Genomic DNA, 16,059 nt, shown 5'->3' with positions numbered 1-16,059 from the left:
CATGGTTAACGAAACGAACGTTCCAACGCAAAAACCAACGACGCTCGAAGGCTGGGTCAAGCTGCTCGACGGCGTACGTCTTCCCGTCCCGCAAGCCAGCCACGACCGTGTCTGCAAAGCCATCCGCGACAATCGCAGCTCGCTGCGCGATATCGCTGACTTGATGCAAGGCAGTCCGGCCCTGGCCTTGAGCGTGATTCGCGAAGCCAACCGGCACACTCACGGCGGCATGGCCGAGCCTGCGGAAAACCTTGAGGTCGCGATCAATCGCCTCGGCCTCAAACGCACCGAAGAACTGCTCGCGCGCCTGCCCGCCGAACCCCAGTCCGAGATTCCCAAAGCCTTGCGTCAGCTGCAGATGATCAGCCAGCACGCCACGCAACAAGCCAACGGTTTTTTTGCCAGTCGCCTGGCGCGCCTGTGGCAGGACATCCACTGGGGCAGCCTGCTGTTTCTTTCGCCTCTGTGGCCGTTGGCGCTGACCCATCCGAAACTGCTCGAAGAGTGGGAGCTGCGGGTCATCCATAAAGGTGAGTCGGCACGCAAAGTCGAACAGCAACTGTTTGGTGTACGCCTGCTGGACATCGGCCAGGCGCTGGTGGAGGTCTGGCGATTGCCGATCTGGGTGCAGCAGGGTTATCGCCTGTTGCTCACCGAGCAGCGGGAACTGGTGAAAGTCCTGCGCATCGCCCGTGACAGTGAGCATCCACTGCGCCAGCAGAACCGTCTCGATGACGATCCGACCCTGCGTCGCTGGCTCAATCAGCCGGCCAACACAGTGCTACTGGCCAACGGGCTGGCGCTGTCGGCGCAACACGCCTGGAACAGCCCGCACAGTGAGCGCTGGCAATTCCTGACCAGCCTTTACCTGCAAATGCCGATGGACGAGGTGCAACAGCAACTGCACCAGCAAGCCGCCAACAGCGCACGCCAACACGCCATGCCCGACCTCTGGCACCCTGCCGAATCGCTGATTTGGCCGTGGGGCATGAACCGTGTCCACGCAGGCTTGCTGCCGGCAGCGGCACCCACCGCCGAAGACCTGGTGAAGTGGCGCAAACAATGCGCCGAATTGCTGGTCGAGCCGAGTCGTTTCACCAATGCCATGCACCTGACCATCGCCGCCCGGGACGCCCTCGTGGCCTGCGGCATGCGTCGGGTGATGATCCTGATGGCCGACCGCACTCATGCCAACCTGCGCGTGCACCAGACGGCCGGTCTGCCGAAGGAAGCGGCCGGGTTGAACTTCGTGGTCAGCCAGAGCAACGTGTTGCAACGCCTGCTCGCGCAACAGGCCCAGGTGCGCCTGACGCCAGCCAACAACGTGCAATTCTCGGCCCTGCTGCCCAACAGTCTGCGTTCGCAGTTCAGCGGCGAACATCTGCTGCTGCGCTCGCTGGTCAACAATGGCCGGGTGATCATGATCGTCGTGGCGGACCAGGGCGGCGGACCGTTTTCGGAAGTTTCCGTACAGGCCTTCGGCAAAACCGCGCAGTGCATCGAGAAAGCCCTGCACAGCTTTAGCCACCGTGGCCAATAAGGCTGCGCTACAATCCTCCCTTTTGTGCTCTGGAGACCTCACATGTCTGACTTCTCTGGCTTGCCGCTGGTGATCGAGCCGAGCGACTTGCTCCCTCGCCTCGACGCCCGCGAACTGATTCTGGTGGACTTGACCAGTGCCGCCCGCTACGCCGAAGGGCACATTCCCGGCGCGCGCTTTGTCGAACCGAAACGCACGCAGCTCGGCCAGGCCCCCGCCCCGGGGCTGATGCCCCCGCAGGCAGCTCTCGAAGCGCTGTTTGGTGAGCTGGGACACAACCCCAACGCGGTCTACGTGGTGTATGACGACGAAGGCGGCGGTTGGGCCGGGCGCTTCATCTGGCTGCTGGATGTCATCGGCCACAGCAAGTACCACTATATAAATGGCGGCCTGCCGGCCTGGCTGGCAGAGGGTTTGCCCATGTCGATCCAGATCCCGCCGTCCGTGGGTGGCCCGGTTTCACTGACCTTGCATGATGAGCCCACCGCCACCCGCGAATACCTGCAAAGCCGACTCGGCGCCGCCGACCTGGCAATCTGGGATGCTCGCGGCCCGCTGGAGTACTCCGGCGAGAAAGTGCTCGCAGCCAAGGGCGGGCACATTCCCGGCGCGGTCAATTTCGAATGGACCGCCGGCATGGATCAGGCGCGCCAGTTGCGCATCCGCACCGACATGCAGCAGATCCTCGAACAACTCGGGATCAGCAAAGACAAAGAAGTGATTACCCACTGCCAGACCCACCATCGTTCTGGCTTCACCTATCTGGTGGCCAAGGCTCTCGGTTATCCGCGGGTCAAAGGCTACGCCGGCTCCTGGGGCGAGTGGGGTAACCATCCCGACACGCCCGTAGAGATTTAAGGTTTTTAAGGACAGTTAATGAACAAGCGTCTGTTTATCGTCAGCCAGTACCTGCTGCCCCACAACTTGCTCTCGCGAATGGCCGGCTGTATCGCCGAATGCCGCGTGCGCTGGTTCAAGAACGCCTTTACCGCCTGGTTCGCCAAGCGTTATCAGGTGGATATGTCCCAGGCGCTGGTCGAAGACCTGACCGCCTACGAACACTTCAACGCGTTCTTCACCCGCGCACTGAAAGACGGTGCCCGTCCGCTGGACGAAACCCCGGGCGCAATCCTCAGCCCGGCCGACGGCGCGATCAGCCAGCTCGGCCCGATCGAGCACGGCCGCGTGTTCCAGGCCAAGGGCCACAGCTTCAGCGTGCTGGAACTGTTGGGTGGCGATGCGGCAAACGCCGCGCCGTTCATGGGCGGTGACTTCGCGACCATCTACCTGTCGCCGAAGGACTATCACCGCGTGCACATGCCACTGGCCGGCACCCTGCGCGAGATGGTCTACATCCCGGGTCGCCTGTTCTCGGTCAACCAGACCACCGCTGAAAACGTTCCGGAATTGTTTGCCCGCAACGAGCGCGTGGCGTGCATTTTCGACACCGAGCGCGGGCCGATGGCCGTGGTGCTGGTGGGTGCGATGATCGTGGCTTCGATTGAAACCGTCTGGGCCGGTCTGGTGACGCCGCCGAAGCGCGAGCTGAAAACCTTCCGCTACGACGAAGCCGCACGCGCACCGATCCACCTGGAAAAAGGCGCAGAACTGGGTCGCTTCAAGCTGGGCTCGACCGCTGTCGTGCTGTTCGGGCCGGATCAAGTGAAGTGGGCTGAAGAAATGACCGCTGGTACAGCGGTGCAGATGGGTCAGGGCATGGGCTCACCGAAGGCCTGATTTGTACGCAAACCTGTAGGAGCGAGCCTGCTCGCGATGAGTGAATAGGCGACGCGTGCATTCAGAAAGCCCGCGTCATCGTTAACGTCCATCGCGAGCAGGCTCGCTCCTACAGTTGTTTTAGAGCTGCCCGTCGCGATCACGGAAGCCCAGCAGGTACAACACACCATCCAGACCCAGGGTCGAAATCGCCTGCTTGGCCGACTGCTTGACCAGCGGCTTGGCGCGGAATGCCACGCCCAACCCGGCAATCGCCAGCATCGGCAGGTCGTTGGCACCGTCGCCGACCGCAATGGTCTGCTCAAGGCGCAAGCCTTCCTTGTGTGCCAGCTCCTTCAGCAAATCGGCCTTGCGCTGCGCATCGACAATCGGCTCGACCGCCACGCCGGTGACTTTGCCGTCGACCACTTCCAGTTCGTTGGCGAACACGTAGTCGATACCCAGCTTGGCCTGCAATTGCTTGGCGAAGTAGGTGAAGCCGCCCGACAGAATCGCGGTCTTGTAGCCCAGGCGCTTGAGTTCGGCGAACAAGGTTTCAGCGCCTTCGGTCAGGCGTAGCGAGGCGCCGATGGAGTCCAGCACATTGACGTCCAGCCCTTTGAGCAAGGCCAGGCGCTCCTTGAAGCTGGCACGGAAATCCAGTTCACCGGCCATTGCCCGCTCGGTGATTTCCGACACTTTGTCGCCGACGCCTGCAGCCTTGGCCAGTTCATCGATCACTTCGGCTTCGATCAGCGTCGAGTCCATGTCGAACACCGCCAGGCGACGGTTGCGCCGGAACAGCGAATCTTCCTGGAAGGCGATGTCGACGTTCAGTTCCTGGGCAACGCTGAGGAATTCGGCACGCAGCGCCTGCGGATCAGCCGCCTCGCCACGCACGGAAAACTCGATGCAACCCTTGCCCTTGTCGGCCGGCGTATCCAGCGGCATACGCCCGGAAAGACGATCGATGTGGTCGATGTTCAGGCCATATTTGGCGGTGATCGAACTCACGGCCTGCAACTGCCCGGCTGTCACCTTGCGGGTCAACAGGGTCACGATGTGGCGTTTTTTACCCTGGTTGCCGACCCACTGCTGGTAATCCTCTTCGGACACCGGCGTGAAACGCACCTGTTGATCGAGCTCGTACCCCTTGAACAGGATGTCCTTGAGCACGGATTTGCCTTGTTCGGTGTCAGGAATTTCAACCAGGATGCCGAACGACAAGGTGTCGTGGATCACCGCCTGACCGATGTCGAGAATGTTCACACCACCCTGGGCCAGAACGCCGGTAATGGCCGCAGTCAGACCCGGACGGTCGACTCCCGTGATGTTTATCAGGACGATTTCGCGCAAGGCGCACCCCCGCAGGTGGAAAAAAAACGCATTCTACCCACTTTCAGTGACCATCGGGCACCGCGAGCGCTTTGACGGCCTAGGGCCTGTCGCTATACTGCGCGTCAACTTCACGGACAAAAGAGCCGAGCTCAAGTGAACCGGCCCACGCCAGTAAAAACCGATAACTTCTTCCTGCTGATCTTCCGGGCACTGCGCCACCGCCGTGTACCGATTGCATTGCGCATCGCCAGCCATAACGTGATCCTGGTCGCCCTGGCCCTGGTCATCTATGCCGGTGTGATGGGCTTGCAGTTCAAGCAGGCCATGCACGAGCAGGCGGATGCGCTGGGCGAAAGCCTGACTACGCAGACGGCCACCTCGGCCACCGAGCTGTTGGTGTCCAACGACATCCTCAGCCTCAACGTGCTGCTCAACAACCTGACCAAGAACAAGCTGGTGGCGCACGCAGCCATCTACAGCATGGATAACCGCATCCTTGCCGAAGCCGGTCAGCGCCCCAAACACGGCCTGCTGGGCGAAGCCGAGGGCATCTACCAGAGCAAGATCACTTTCCAGGACGTGACGGCTGGCCAGCTGCGCATCAGCCTGGACATGGATCAGTTCCAGCAGCCGATGACCATCAGCCTGCAAAGCATGGGCATTCTGAGCGCGATCCTGCTGGCTTTGTCCCTGGCCTTGAGCTTGCGTATGGGCCGCTATCTCTCGACGCCGCTGCTGCAACTGCGGGTGTGGTTGCGCAACATCGACGAACACACCCCGGCCACCGAGCGTAATGACGAGATCGGCGACCTGGCGCGCCAGCTTCACGCGAGTTACGCACCGGAACCCGTCGAGCCGGAACCTGAGCCTGAGCCTGAGCTCGACGACAGCGATTACGACGATGCCGAACCGGGTTTCGAAGTGCGCAACCTGCGCGATCCAAGTTTCGATGAAACTCGTCCGATGGCCGCAATGAAAGCCGCGCCACGGCGCATTGTCAGCACAGTCGAAGACGATGATGACGACGATGCCTTTGCCGACTTGCTCGATGTTTCGGCAGACAGCGCGACCAAACCGGTGGCCAAACCCGTGGTATCCAACGTGCCGCAGCACAGCGCCGTACTGGCCGTGCAACTGGGCTCCCAGGAACAACTGCGACGCCTGCCGCGGGCGCGCCTTGAAGAACTGCTCGAACGCTATCGCGACTGCCTCGACCAGGCCGCTTCCCTGTATCAGGGCGAAGTGGAGACCTTGAACGATGGCAGCACGCTGATGCTGTTCCACACCGAAGACAGCGGCGACGATTACCTGACCAACGCCATTTGCTGTGGCGAGCTGCTGCGAGCCCTGGGCCACCAGTTGCAGATCGAAGTCGCGGACAGCGGCATCACCCTGCAATTGCAGCTGGGCCTGACCCTCGGTGACGAACTGTTCGGCCTGAGCCAGATCGACCTGCTGCTGACCGACTCCGCCCAGGACGCCCTGGCCCTGTCGCAACACAGCCGCAACCTGCTGCTGGTGGAGCGCAAGATCAGTGACGACGCGTTGATCCGCCAGCGTGCACGGATCCGCCCGATTGCCAGCCCAGAGGGCGCGTGCTGCGTGGAACGTTTGATGGAGCCGTATCCATCAATGCTGGAAAGGCAATTGGCGCGGATGCATGAGCGTCGGGCGTAGGAGCTGCCGAAGGCTGTGATTTTTTAGCCTTTGAACCTGGAAGCCCGCAGATGAGCGATCGTCTGCGGGCTTTTTTGTGGCCTGCTCTGACGCTTTCGCTGCGATGCGGCGACCCGACAAGCCAGCTCCTACAATGGATCAGTGTAAGCCCACAACTTTGTGAACGACGCAAAACCTGTAGGAGCCGGCTTGCCAGCGAAGAGGCCGGAACTGACGATAAAGATCTCCAACCTGCAGAAACAACAAAGCCCGCATCAATACGGGCTTTGTTTCAAATCCATCCAGGGTCAGAAGCGGAACACTTCCATATCCGTCCGGACCGGCGCGGCCATCGGGATCTTCGGCTGCTTTTCCTGTTCTACCGCAGGTGCTGCCGCCTTGGCTGCCGGCTTGCGCGGGACTTCGGCGATCGGTGGCTGATTGGCCAGCGGCTTGAGCGCCACCGACAGCTGCTCGGCCAGGCGTTGCAGCAACACGCCCTGCGCCTGGACCTGAGCCGCCGTACTACCGGCATGCTGTTCCTGCAAATGGATGATGCGGTTGTCACGGACCTGTCCGCGACGGTCGATCAAGCGCCATTGCGCGTCGAGGATCGCCGGTTGTTTTGCACCCGAATCCAGGCGCGTGATAGTCAGCAGCACCTGAACATCCGGAGTGAAACCCACTGTCGCCGGGGCCAACACTACGCGCTGACTGTCCAGGTGACCTGCGACCTGACGCAGCAGCAGCTGATCGATATCCGACGAAAGGCTGCCTGCCCAACGACCGTCGGTCGAGGCTTGCAGGCTGCCATCGGGCTGGCGCTGCAACAGGGTTTCGCGTTGCAGGTAGTCGGCCACGGTGACCGGCCCCAACAATACCGCCATGCCCGCGTTCTGTGCGGGCTGAACCGGACTACCAGCGTCCAGTTGATACAACGACACCGGTTGGTGAACGCTGCAACCCGCCAGGCCAAGAACGCCGGCGAGCATAAGAATAAAAGGAAGGCGCAGAGCAGTCATCGTCCCATCCAGGTGATCGTTAAAAGGCTGATCACAGTGAAAATACTCAACAAATATGAAGAACACGCGGCAATGCCGGCGCTTGAAAGGCCATATCATCCGTGAATATGCGTTCCGACTCCAGCGCAAAGCGCCGAACTACGGGTTAAATCGTAGATCGGCGACTCTAACTCGCGTTCTTCGGTCAATTGACCGAATTTTCGACGAGCAGCGCATCGACCCTCTGGAAGCCACGCGGCAATTTATTGCCCCGACGACCACGTTCACCCTTGTAGTGTTCAAGGTCGTCCGCTTTCAGTGACAAGGTACGTTTCCCGGCCTGCAACACCAGTGTTGCACCGTCCGGCAATACGGCGATGTCCGTCACATACTCTTCACGACTGGCCACTCGCTCACCTGGAATCCCGATGATCTTGTTGCCTTTGCCCTTACCTAATTGTGGCAGGTCGCTGATCTTGAAGATCAGCAGGCGACCTTCGGTCGTCACCGACGCCAGCCAGTTCTGCTCACGATCAGCCACCGGGCGCGGCAGCATGACCTTGGCATTGTTCGGCAGACTCAACAAGGCCTTGCCCGCCTTGTTCTTGGCCTGCAGGTCTTCACCCTTGACCACGAATCCGTAGCCGGCGTCGGAAGCGATCACGTACAGCGCATCGTCTTCCGGCATCAGCACGCATTCGAAACTCGCCCCTGGCGGCGGCGTCAGGCGACCGGTCAGCGGTTCGCCCTGGCCACGGGCCGACGGCAAGGTATGGGCGGCCACTGAATAACTGCGACCGGTGGAGTCGATAAACACTGCGAACTGGTTGGAGCGTCCGGCTGCCAGGGCCTTGAAACCGTCCCCGGCCTTGTAGGAAAGCCCGGTGGCGTCGATCTCGTGGCCTTTGGCGGAGCGAATCCAGCCTTTTTCCGACAGCACCACCGTCACTTTCTCGTTCGGCAGCAGATCGTGTTCGGTCAGGGCCTTGGCTTCGGCGCGCTCGACAATAGGCGACCGACGGTCATCGCCGTAGGTTTCAGCGTCCTTGATCAGTTCGCTGCGCACCAGTTTTTTCAACTTGGCTTCGCTGCTCAACAGGGCTTGCAGCTTGGCTTGTTCCTTGAGCAGTTCATCCTGCTCGGCACGCAGCTTCATCTCTTCCAGTCGCGCCAACTGACGCAAACGGGTGTCGAGGATGTAGTCGGCCTGGATTTCGCTCAGGGCGAAGCGCTCGATCAGCGCGGCTTTCGGGTGCTCCTCGGTACGGATGATGTGGATCACTTCATCCAGGTTGAGGTAGGCAATCAACAAACCATCCAACAGGTGCAGGCGACGCTCGACCTTGTCGAGGCGGAATTGCAGGCGACGACGCACGGTCTGCACCCGGAACTCCAGCCATTCGACCAGCAGCGCACGCAGGTTCTTCAGCTGCGGCTTGCCGTCCAGGCCGATAATGTTGATGTTGACCCGGTAGCTCGACTCCAGCTCGGTGCTGGCGAACAAGTGCTGCATCAAGGCATCGTGGTCGAAGTTTTTCCGAGCCCCCGGAATGATCACGATCCGGCACGGATTTTCGTGGTCGGATTCGTCACGCAGGTCGGCAATTTGCGGCGCCTTGGACGGCTTGGCCTGCATCATCGCGGCGATCTGCTCCAGCACCTTGGCACCCGAGACTTGATGCGGCAGCGCGGTGACGATGATGTCGCCGTCTTCGATGTGATACACGGCGCGCATGCGCACCGAACCGCGACCGGTTTCGTAGATTTTCAGCAGGTCGGCGCGCGGGGTGATGATTTCCGCTTCGGTCGGGTAGTCCGGGCCCTGGATGTGTTCACAGAGCTGTTCGACCGTGGCCTTGGGCTCGTCGAGCAAGCGCACGCAGGCGGTGGCGACTTCGCGCAGGTTATGCGGCGGAACGTCGGTGGCCATGCCCACGGCAATGCCAGTGGTACCGTTGAGCAGAATGTTCGGCAGACGGGCCGGCAAGACCAGTGGCTCGTCCAGCGTGCCGTCGAAGTTCGGCCCCCAGTCCGCCGTGCCCTGGCCCAACTCACTGAGCAGCACTTCGGAATAACGCGAAAGCCGCGCTTCGGTGTAACGCATGGCGGCGAAGGACTTGGGATCATCCGGCGCACCCCAGTTGCCCTGGCCGTCGACCAGCGTGTAGCGATAGCTGAACGGCTGGGCCATCAGCACCATGGCTTCGTAGCAGGCCGAATCGCCGTGAGGGTGGAACTTACCGAGCACATCACCGACGGTACGCGCCGACTTCTTGTGCTTGGAATCGGCGTCCAGCCCCAACTCGCTCATCGCATAAATAATGCGGCGCTGTACCGGTTTCAGGCCGTCGCCGATATGCGGCAAGGCACGGTCCATGATCACGTACATGGAGTAGTTGAGGTAGGCATTTTCGGTGAAGTCAGCCAGCGAGCGGCGTTCTACACCGTCCAGGCTGAGATCAAGGGAGTCGCTCATGCGGGCCTCATCGGTTCGTTGTCTGGCGCAGCAGCATGGTGCCACCGCGCTGGGTAAATTCAAGTCTGTTCAGTGCGCTCATGCCGAGCAACACCTGATCGCCATGCAGCCCCGGGGCCACCAGTGCGCGTACGTCACGCAGCACGATGTCGCCCAGTTGCAGGCGTTCGATACGGGTGCGATAGCCCTGGCTCAGGCCATTGGCCGTGCTCAGGGTCACGCCAAATCCTTCTTCGAGCTTCAAGCGCCTGGCCAGGTCCGCCGGAACCGACACATCGGTCGCCCCGGTGTCGAGCATGAAGTCCACCGGCTGGCCGTTGATCTGGCCGCTGGCGACGAAATGCCCCTGCACATTGCTCACCAGTTTCACCTCGATGAAACCTTCACCCTGCTCCGAGCTGACCACCACATTCGGATTTTGCTGACGCGCTTCCCACTGGCCGAAAAAACGCGTGGCCAGAAACAGCGCCGCACACCAGGCCAGCACCATGAATACCCGGCCTATGCGCTGCCCCGGGCTTTGTTGTCTCATGGCTTGGCACTCCAGCCACCTTCCGGTGCAGCGAAGCGCCAGACCACCGGACGGACTTCGCCATCGGCGCGCGCGCCGAAGTTATTGTCGACACCGATCCAGGCGCCATCGGCATCCACGATCAACGCCTCTTCCAACCCGTAGTCCTGTGGATAACGACGGTTTGGTTGTAACAACTCGGCGGCGTACGACCAGCAGCGCTCGACCTTGGCCGTCTGCGGATCCCGGCGGCAGATCTGGTAGGCGTTGCGTTCAAGGGTGAACAGCTTGCCGTTGAATAGCGACAGGTCAGAAAAATCCCGCAGTACAGCTTTGGCGTCAGGAAATTGCTCGGGCTGCATTTCCACGCCCGCCTCGCTCAGCAGCACGCAGCCACCGTCGCAATCCCACAACGTCTGCTTGCGTTTGATCATCAGCAATCCGCGGCCTTGACGCTCGGCGGCGAACCACATCTGATCACCCGCCGGATTGACCGCCAGCCCTTCGAGCAACGCATTGAACTGCAATAGCAGGCCTCTGGCCCGTGCCTCGCGACCCAGCATCGGCGAAATTTTCAGCCAGGCGGCAGGTCCCGCTGGCGGCACTTGCAAGACAGCGGCATGGCCTTCGCTGACGATGTAGCGATTGCCGGCGCTGTCGCAGGTGATGCCTTCAAAGTCCAGATCGCCGCCACGCACGAACGAAGCCCCCCAGACGCGAGACTTCAGCCCCCAGGGCAAACCGCTGTCAGGCACCGGCGGTACGTCGATGTGCACCGTTTGTGCCTGCCAGGCAGATTCGCGGGTATCCAGGCGGTAGATCTGATTATCGTCGCGGTCGGAAACCGCCCACAGATCATTGCCGCACTGCGCCAGCCCGGACAGGTTGCCGCCGCGCATGCCGTCGACGACATGTTCGGACAACAGGCGCAGCTGTGGCGCCGGCTCGGCGGATACCGTGATCGACGTCAGCAACCCACAGGCCAGGGTAAAGCCCAGACGCATCAGCCCAGCACCTCGGCCAGGTTGCCCTTGGACTCCAGCCAGGTCTTGCGGTCGCCGGCGCGTTTCTTCGCCAGCAGCATGTCCATCATTTCCGAGGTCGCCTCGAAATCTTCCAGGGTCAACTGCACCAGACGCCGGGTGTTCGGGTCCATGGTGGTCTCACGCAGCTGCGGCGGGTTCATTTCACCCAGGCCCTTGAATCGGGTGACCTGCGGCTTGCCGCGCTTCTTCTCGGCCACCAGACGATCGAGGATGCCATCGCGTTCGGCTTCATCGAGGGCGTAGTAGATCTCTTTGCCCAGATCGATGCGGTACAACGGCGGCATCGCGACGTAGACGTGACCGGCATCCACCAACGGGCGGAAATGCTGGACGAACAAGGCGCACAGCAAGGTTGCGATGTGCAGACCGTCGGAGTCGGCGTCGGCGAGGATGCAGATCTTGCCATAGCGCAGTTGGCTCATGTCGGCCGCGCCCGGATCGACACCGATGGCCACCGCGATGTTGTGCACTTCCTGGCTGGCCAGCACTTCGCTGCCGTCGACTTCCCAAGTGTTGAGGATCTTGCCGCGCAACGGCAGGATCGCCTGGAACTCTTTGTCCCGCGCTTGCTTGGCCGAGCCGCCAGCGGAATCACCTTCCACCAGGAACAGTTCGGAACGCATCGGGTCCTGGCCGGCGCAGTCGGCCAGTTTGCCCGGCAGCGCCGGGCCTTGGGTAATGCGTTTGCGCTCGACCTTCTTGCTGGCCTTGAGGCGACGACCGGCGTTGTTGATCGCCAGTTCCGCCAACAGCATGCCGGTTTCCGGGTTGGCGTTGAGCCACAGGCTGAACGCATCCTTGACTACACCGGAGACGAACGCCGCCGCCTCACGGGACGACAGGCGCTCCTTGGTCTGACCGGAGAATTGCGGTTCCTGCATCTTCATCGACAGTACGAAGGCGATGCGTTCCCAGACGTCTTCCGGCGCCAGCTTCACACCACGTGGCAACAGGCTGCGGAATTCGCAGAACTCGCGCATGGCGTCGAGCAGGCCTTGACGCAAACCGTTGACGTGAGTACCGCCCTGGGCTGTCGGGATCAGGTTGACGTAGCTTTCCTGGACCGCGTCGCCACCTTCGGGCAGCCACAGCAGCGCCCAATCCACCGCTTCTTTATTACCGGCCAGGCTGCCGCAAAACGGCTCGTCCGGCAGGCGCTCGAATTCGCTGACCGCATCCACCAGGTAGGAACGCAGGCCGTCTTCGTAATGCCATTCGACTTTCTCGCCGGTGGCCTTGTCTTCAAAACTGACCAGCAGCCCCGGGCACAACACAGCCTTGGCCTTGAGCACGTGCTTGAGGCGGCTGATGGAGAATTTCGGAGAGTCGAAGTATTTCGGATCCGGCGCGAAGAACACGCTGGTGCCGGTGTTGCGCTTGCCGACAGTGCCGATGATTTCCAGCTCGGTGGCCTTGTAGCCATCCTTGAAGGTCATCTGGTATTCGTTGCCGTCACGTTTTACACGCACCCGCACTTCGGTGGACAAGGCGTTGACCACGGAAATACCCACCCCGTGCAAGCCGCCGGAGAACTGGTAGTTCTTGTTGGAAAACTTGCCACCGGCATGAAGTTTGGTGAGGATCAGCTCGACGCCCGAAACACCTTCCTCAGGGTGAATATCCACCGGCATGCCACGGCCGTCATCGCTGACTTCCAGGGAATGGTCGGCATGCAGGATCACCTGTACCGATGAGGCATGCCCGGCCAAGGCTTCGTCGACACTGTTGTCGATGACTTCCTGGGCAAGGTGGTTCGGCCGACTGGTGTCGGTGTACATGCCGGGGCGTTTGCGCACCGGGTCGAGGCCCGAGAGGACTTCGATGGCGTCTGCGTTATAAGAGCTAGCGCTGGGAGTGGCCATGGGGTCTCGTCGTCAGTCATTCATTGAAAATAAGAGCGAGATTTCACAATGCCGTGAAATCAATCGCTTGATACAAATCTGCGCCAATGCCGGCAAAGCTCAACATGGCCGGAAGCTGTGCGGCAAACCCCTGGTAACCATGGTCGCCGCCGGCCTGGATGCGCAAGGCACAAGCCCGGTAATACTGCTGGGCGAGGCGATAGTCCAGCGTTTCGTCCCCGGTCTGCAGCCATACCTGATAGCGCTGTGGATCCCGGGGCGCCGCTACTTCCAGTTCGGCCAGGGCCGTCACGTGGTCGTGGGTCATTTCCCAGGTCTCATCGGTATACAGGTTTTTCTGCGTTCCCAGAAATCCGTCGAACATCCGGTGCGGACCGACGGCAGGGTTGATCAACAGGGCTTTCAGGCCAAGGCGCTCGGCCAGATGAGTGGCATAGTAGCCGCCGAGCGAGCTGCCGACCAGCAGTGGCCGACCGAGCTCGGAAATAGCCTGTTCCAGTTGTGCGATAGCCTGGCGTGGGTGATGGTGCAACGCTGGAACGCGCACCTGTTCGCTCAGGCCCAAGCGTTCCATCACCTCGACCAACTGACAGGCCTTCTTCGACAACGGCGAGCTGTTGAAGCCGTGGACATAAAGGATCGAACCGGACATTTGAGCTCCCTGTGCGTCGGCTAAAGAGGCGGAGTTTACAGGGACCCGGGGGGTGTTGGGCCAGCATCCTTGGAAATGAACGCCACCCCGTAGGAGCTGGCAAGCCAGCTCCTACGGGGGAATGGGGACATCAGTAGCCGTTGGAGCCGTAATCCACAGTGAACTCAAACCCGGTGACCCGCTCCACACCGGTTTCCAGCCGCCCGTCGGGCAGCAGCCGCAACCAGCGATAGCCTGGCGCCTGTTCCCCGACCTTGAAATCCTCGCTGCCCGGCTCGAACTGGATGCAGGTCGACGGCGAGGCAATCAGACGCACGCCGTTACGTAATTGATCGATTTCCTGGTGCACATGTCCCCACAGCACGGCACGCACCTGCGGAAAACGATCCAGCACTTCAAAAAACGCCTCGGGATTACGCAGGCCGATAGGCTCCATCCATACGCAACCGATGGACACCGGGTGATGGTGGAAGCACACCAGATGATGGCGATCCGGCGCTTCGCTCAACGAGCGGGCGAGCAACTGCAACTGATCGTCCTGCAAATACCCCGGCACCGAGCCCGGCACGGCGGAATCGAGCAATGTGACCCGCCAGTTGCCGATATCCACCACCGGTTCGAGCAAGGCGCTCTGCACCGCCGCCTCGGCCATGAACTGCGGCTCATCGTGATTGCCGGGAATCCAGCGCGCCGGCGCATCGAGCTGACGCGTCATGTCGCGAAATTGCCGGTAGGATTCCAGCGTCCCGTCCTGGGACAGATCACCCGTGGCCAGGATCAAGTCAATCCGCGGCTGTTGCGCGCGCACCAGTTCGATGACCTTTTGCAGGCTGTCGCGGGTGTTCATGCCCAGCAACGCGGCGTCCGCCTCGGCAAACAGATGGCTGTCGGAGAGTTGCACCAGCAACGCCGGATCGGCGGTGGTCAATGTGGATACGCTCGGCAAGGCGTTCTCCCAGGGCGTGATCACGGGGATGGGTAAGTGCCGCAATTATGCTGGGGGACGATCGAAAGGGGAAACCTGTGAACCTGACATGGTTCACAACTGCGCTTCACAACTAACGTACTACTTCGTATTCATGCCCCAGCGCCAGGCAATGGCTCAACCATTCGCCCAGAAACATGTTCAACTGGGCTTTTTCGTCCGGCTGGTGCATCGCAGCGTTCGGGTAAGGATAGATGCCACGAAAGCGTCGCGCATGTTCGGCGCTGACCACTTCGGCCATGCGCGCATCGTGATAGACCTGCACTTCCAGTTGCGGCACCGGCAGCCAGGGCAGGCTGTGTTCCTGACGCACTTGCAGGGTCGTGGTGTAAGGACAAGTCAGCAGCACTTCCAGGGCCAGCACACCCAGCATCTGGTCGCCATGGGTCACGGCGATGCGCCGCGCGGCAGGCTCGCTGCGCATGTCCGGCAGCAGTCGCATCAGGCGCGCGTAGTTCGCTTCGCAGGATGCTTGCAGCCCCACCAGGTCCACCCGATAGCGATCGCGCAGCTTGTTTACGACCATAACCCCCTCACTTCAACGCGGTTCAAAGCCAGCCATTGCAAGGCAATGATGCTCGCCGCGTTGGCAATACGTCCGTCGCGTACGGCTTGCAGGGCATCTTCGAAAGCCCAGACCGTGACGCGGATGTCTTCTGCCTCTTCCTCCAGCCCATGCAGGCCGCCAACCCCGGTACTGTCGCAACGCCCCAGATACAGATGCACGAATTCGTTGCTGCCGCCCGGCGATGGAAAGTAATTGAGCATCGGCCAGAGCGCTCCGATTTCCAGCCCAGCTTCCTCCTGCGCTTCGCGGTGAGCAACTGCTTCCGGCACTTCATCCTTGTCGATCAGACCAGCGACCAGTTCGATCAGCCACGGATTGTCGGTCTTGCCCATGGCACCGACGCGAAACTGCTCGATCAGTACCACTTCATCGCGCTGCGGGTCGTAAGGCAGCATGCAGACCGCGTCATGACGAACGAACACTTCGCGATTGATCTCGCGGCTCATGCCCCCGGCGAACAATTCGTGACGCAAGTGCACACGCTCGAGTTTGTAGAAGCCCTCGTAGCACTTTTCGCGCCGCACGATATCAACGGCGGTCGGAATGGCGTTGGTAAAATCCGTCATGACTATCCTCTTTTACTGCAAACCCTGTTCGAGGCTGCTTTTTTTCCTGGGCCTCGACTTCGCGCCATCCTAACGCGCCCGTGATGTTTGATGCAGCCCTTTCCAGTCAGCGGGATGGACGGTGAGGGCGAAACCCACTCTA

Annotated in this window: 14 protein-coding genes; 4 read left to right on the top strand and 10 right to left on the bottom strand. The window is 61.2% G+C overall.

Translation table 11 applies throughout. The annotated features are described in order from the left end of the window. Nucleotide 1: 1 nt before the first annotated feature. Genes KGA83_RS13260 through asd form a run of 3 tightly spaced genes read left to right on the top strand, consistent with a single transcriptional unit; the run spans nt 2 to nt 3,277 of the window. On the top strand, nt 2-1,540 hold the full coding sequence (locus KGA83_RS13260; RefSeq protein ID WP_223529868.1) for an HDOD domain-containing protein: 1,539 nt from the start codon (nt 2-4) through the stop codon (nt 1,538-1,540). Nucleotides 1,541-1,582: 42 nt separating this feature from the next. Continuing rightward, a complete protein-coding gene (gene rhdA / locus KGA83_RS13255) occupies nt 1,583-2,398 on the top strand; it encodes a thiosulfate sulfurtransferase (RefSeq protein WP_108218402.1) in 816 nt (271 codons plus the stop codon). An 18-nt stretch (nt 2,399-2,416) separates the two neighbouring features. Then, the gene (asd, locus tag KGA83_RS13250) at nt 2,417-3,277 is read left to right on the top strand and encodes an archaetidylserine decarboxylase (RefSeq protein ID WP_108218401.1); all 861 of its coding nucleotides are present in this window, start codon (nt 2,417-2,419) and stop codon (nt 3,275-3,277) included. A gap of 120 nt (nt 3,278-3,397) precedes the next feature. Here asd and serB read toward each other — a convergent pair whose 3' ends face one another. After that, complete coding sequence (gene serB, locus KGA83_RS13245; protein ID WP_108218400.1) at nt 3,398-4,612, bottom strand: phosphoserine phosphatase SerB; 1,215 nt, start codon at nt 4,610-4,612, stop codon at nt 3,398-3,400. 135 nt (nt 4,613-4,747) lie between these two features. Between serB and KGA83_RS13240 the strand changes: the two genes are divergently transcribed. Further along, a complete protein-coding gene (locus KGA83_RS13240) occupies nt 4,748-6,271 on the top strand; it encodes an AhpA/YtjB family protein (RefSeq protein WP_108218399.1) in 1,524 nt (507 codons plus the stop codon). 287 nt (nt 6,272-6,558) lie between these two features. Here KGA83_RS13240 and KGA83_RS13235 read toward each other — a convergent pair whose 3' ends face one another. The 9 genes from KGA83_RS13235 to KGA83_RS13195 all read right to left on the bottom strand — a co-directional run bounded on the left by KGA83_RS13235 (nt 6,559) and on the right by KGA83_RS13195 (nt 15,917). After that, on the bottom strand, nt 6,559-7,272 hold the full coding sequence (locus tag KGA83_RS13235) for a membrane integrity-associated transporter subunit PqiC (protein ID WP_108218398.1): 714 nt from the start codon (nt 7,270-7,272) through the stop codon (nt 6,559-6,561). 184 nt (nt 7,273-7,456) lie between these two features. Beyond that, a complete protein-coding gene (gene parC, locus KGA83_RS13230) occupies nt 7,457-9,727 on the bottom strand; it encodes a DNA topoisomerase IV subunit A (RefSeq protein WP_108218397.1) in 2,271 nt (756 codons plus the stop codon). Between the two features lie 7 nt (nt 9,728-9,734). Beyond that, nucleotides 9,735-10,259, bottom strand: coding sequence for a TIGR02281 family clan AA aspartic protease (locus KGA83_RS13225; RefSeq protein WP_108218396.1), 525 nt, complete (start codon nt 10,257-10,259; stop codon nt 9,735-9,737). Then, a complete protein-coding gene (locus KGA83_RS13220; protein WP_223529866.1) occupies nt 10,256-11,242 on the bottom strand; it encodes an esterase-like activity of phytase family protein in 987 nt (328 codons plus the stop codon). Before KGA83_RS13220 ends, KGA83_RS13225 begins: the two co-directional genes overlap by 4 nt. Further along, entirely contained in the window at nt 11,242-13,146 is a 1,905-nt protein-coding gene (gene parE / locus KGA83_RS13215; RefSeq protein WP_095943188.1) for a DNA topoisomerase IV subunit B, read from the bottom strand. The genes KGA83_RS13220 and parE overlap by 1 nt, the downstream gene beginning before the upstream one ends. 43 nt (nt 13,147-13,189) lie before the next feature. Beyond that, nucleotides 13,190-13,798 (bottom strand): YqiA/YcfP family alpha/beta fold hydrolase, encoded by a 609-nt coding sequence (locus tag KGA83_RS13210; RefSeq protein ID WP_108218394.1) that lies wholly within the window; start codon nt 13,796-13,798, stop codon nt 13,190-13,192. A gap of 130 nt (nt 13,799-13,928) precedes the next feature. After that, nucleotides 13,929-14,744, bottom strand: a complete 816-nt coding sequence (gene cpdA / locus KGA83_RS13205; protein WP_108218393.1) for a 3',5'-cyclic-AMP phosphodiesterase — start codon at nt 14,742-14,744, stop codon at nt 13,929-13,931. Between the two features lie 112 nt (nt 14,745-14,856). Continuing rightward, nucleotides 14,857-15,309, bottom strand: a complete 453-nt coding sequence (locus tag KGA83_RS13200) for a DUF1249 domain-containing protein (RefSeq protein WP_108218392.1) — start codon at nt 15,307-15,309, stop codon at nt 14,857-14,859. After that, nucleotides 15,300-15,917 (bottom strand): NUDIX domain-containing protein, encoded by a 618-nt coding sequence (locus tag KGA83_RS13195; RefSeq protein WP_108218391.1) that lies wholly within the window; start codon nt 15,915-15,917, stop codon nt 15,300-15,302. Before KGA83_RS13195 ends, KGA83_RS13200 begins: the two co-directional genes overlap by 10 nt. Nucleotides 15,918-16,059: the final 142 nt, after the last annotated feature.

The organism is Pseudomonas sp. GL-R-19 (genome assembly GCF_019956375.1).
In the GTDB taxonomy this organism is placed as follows: domain Bacteria; phylum Pseudomonadota; class Gammaproteobacteria; order Pseudomonadales; family Pseudomonadaceae; genus Aquipseudomonas.
This window is presented reverse-complemented; position numbering and strand designations above follow the sequence as displayed.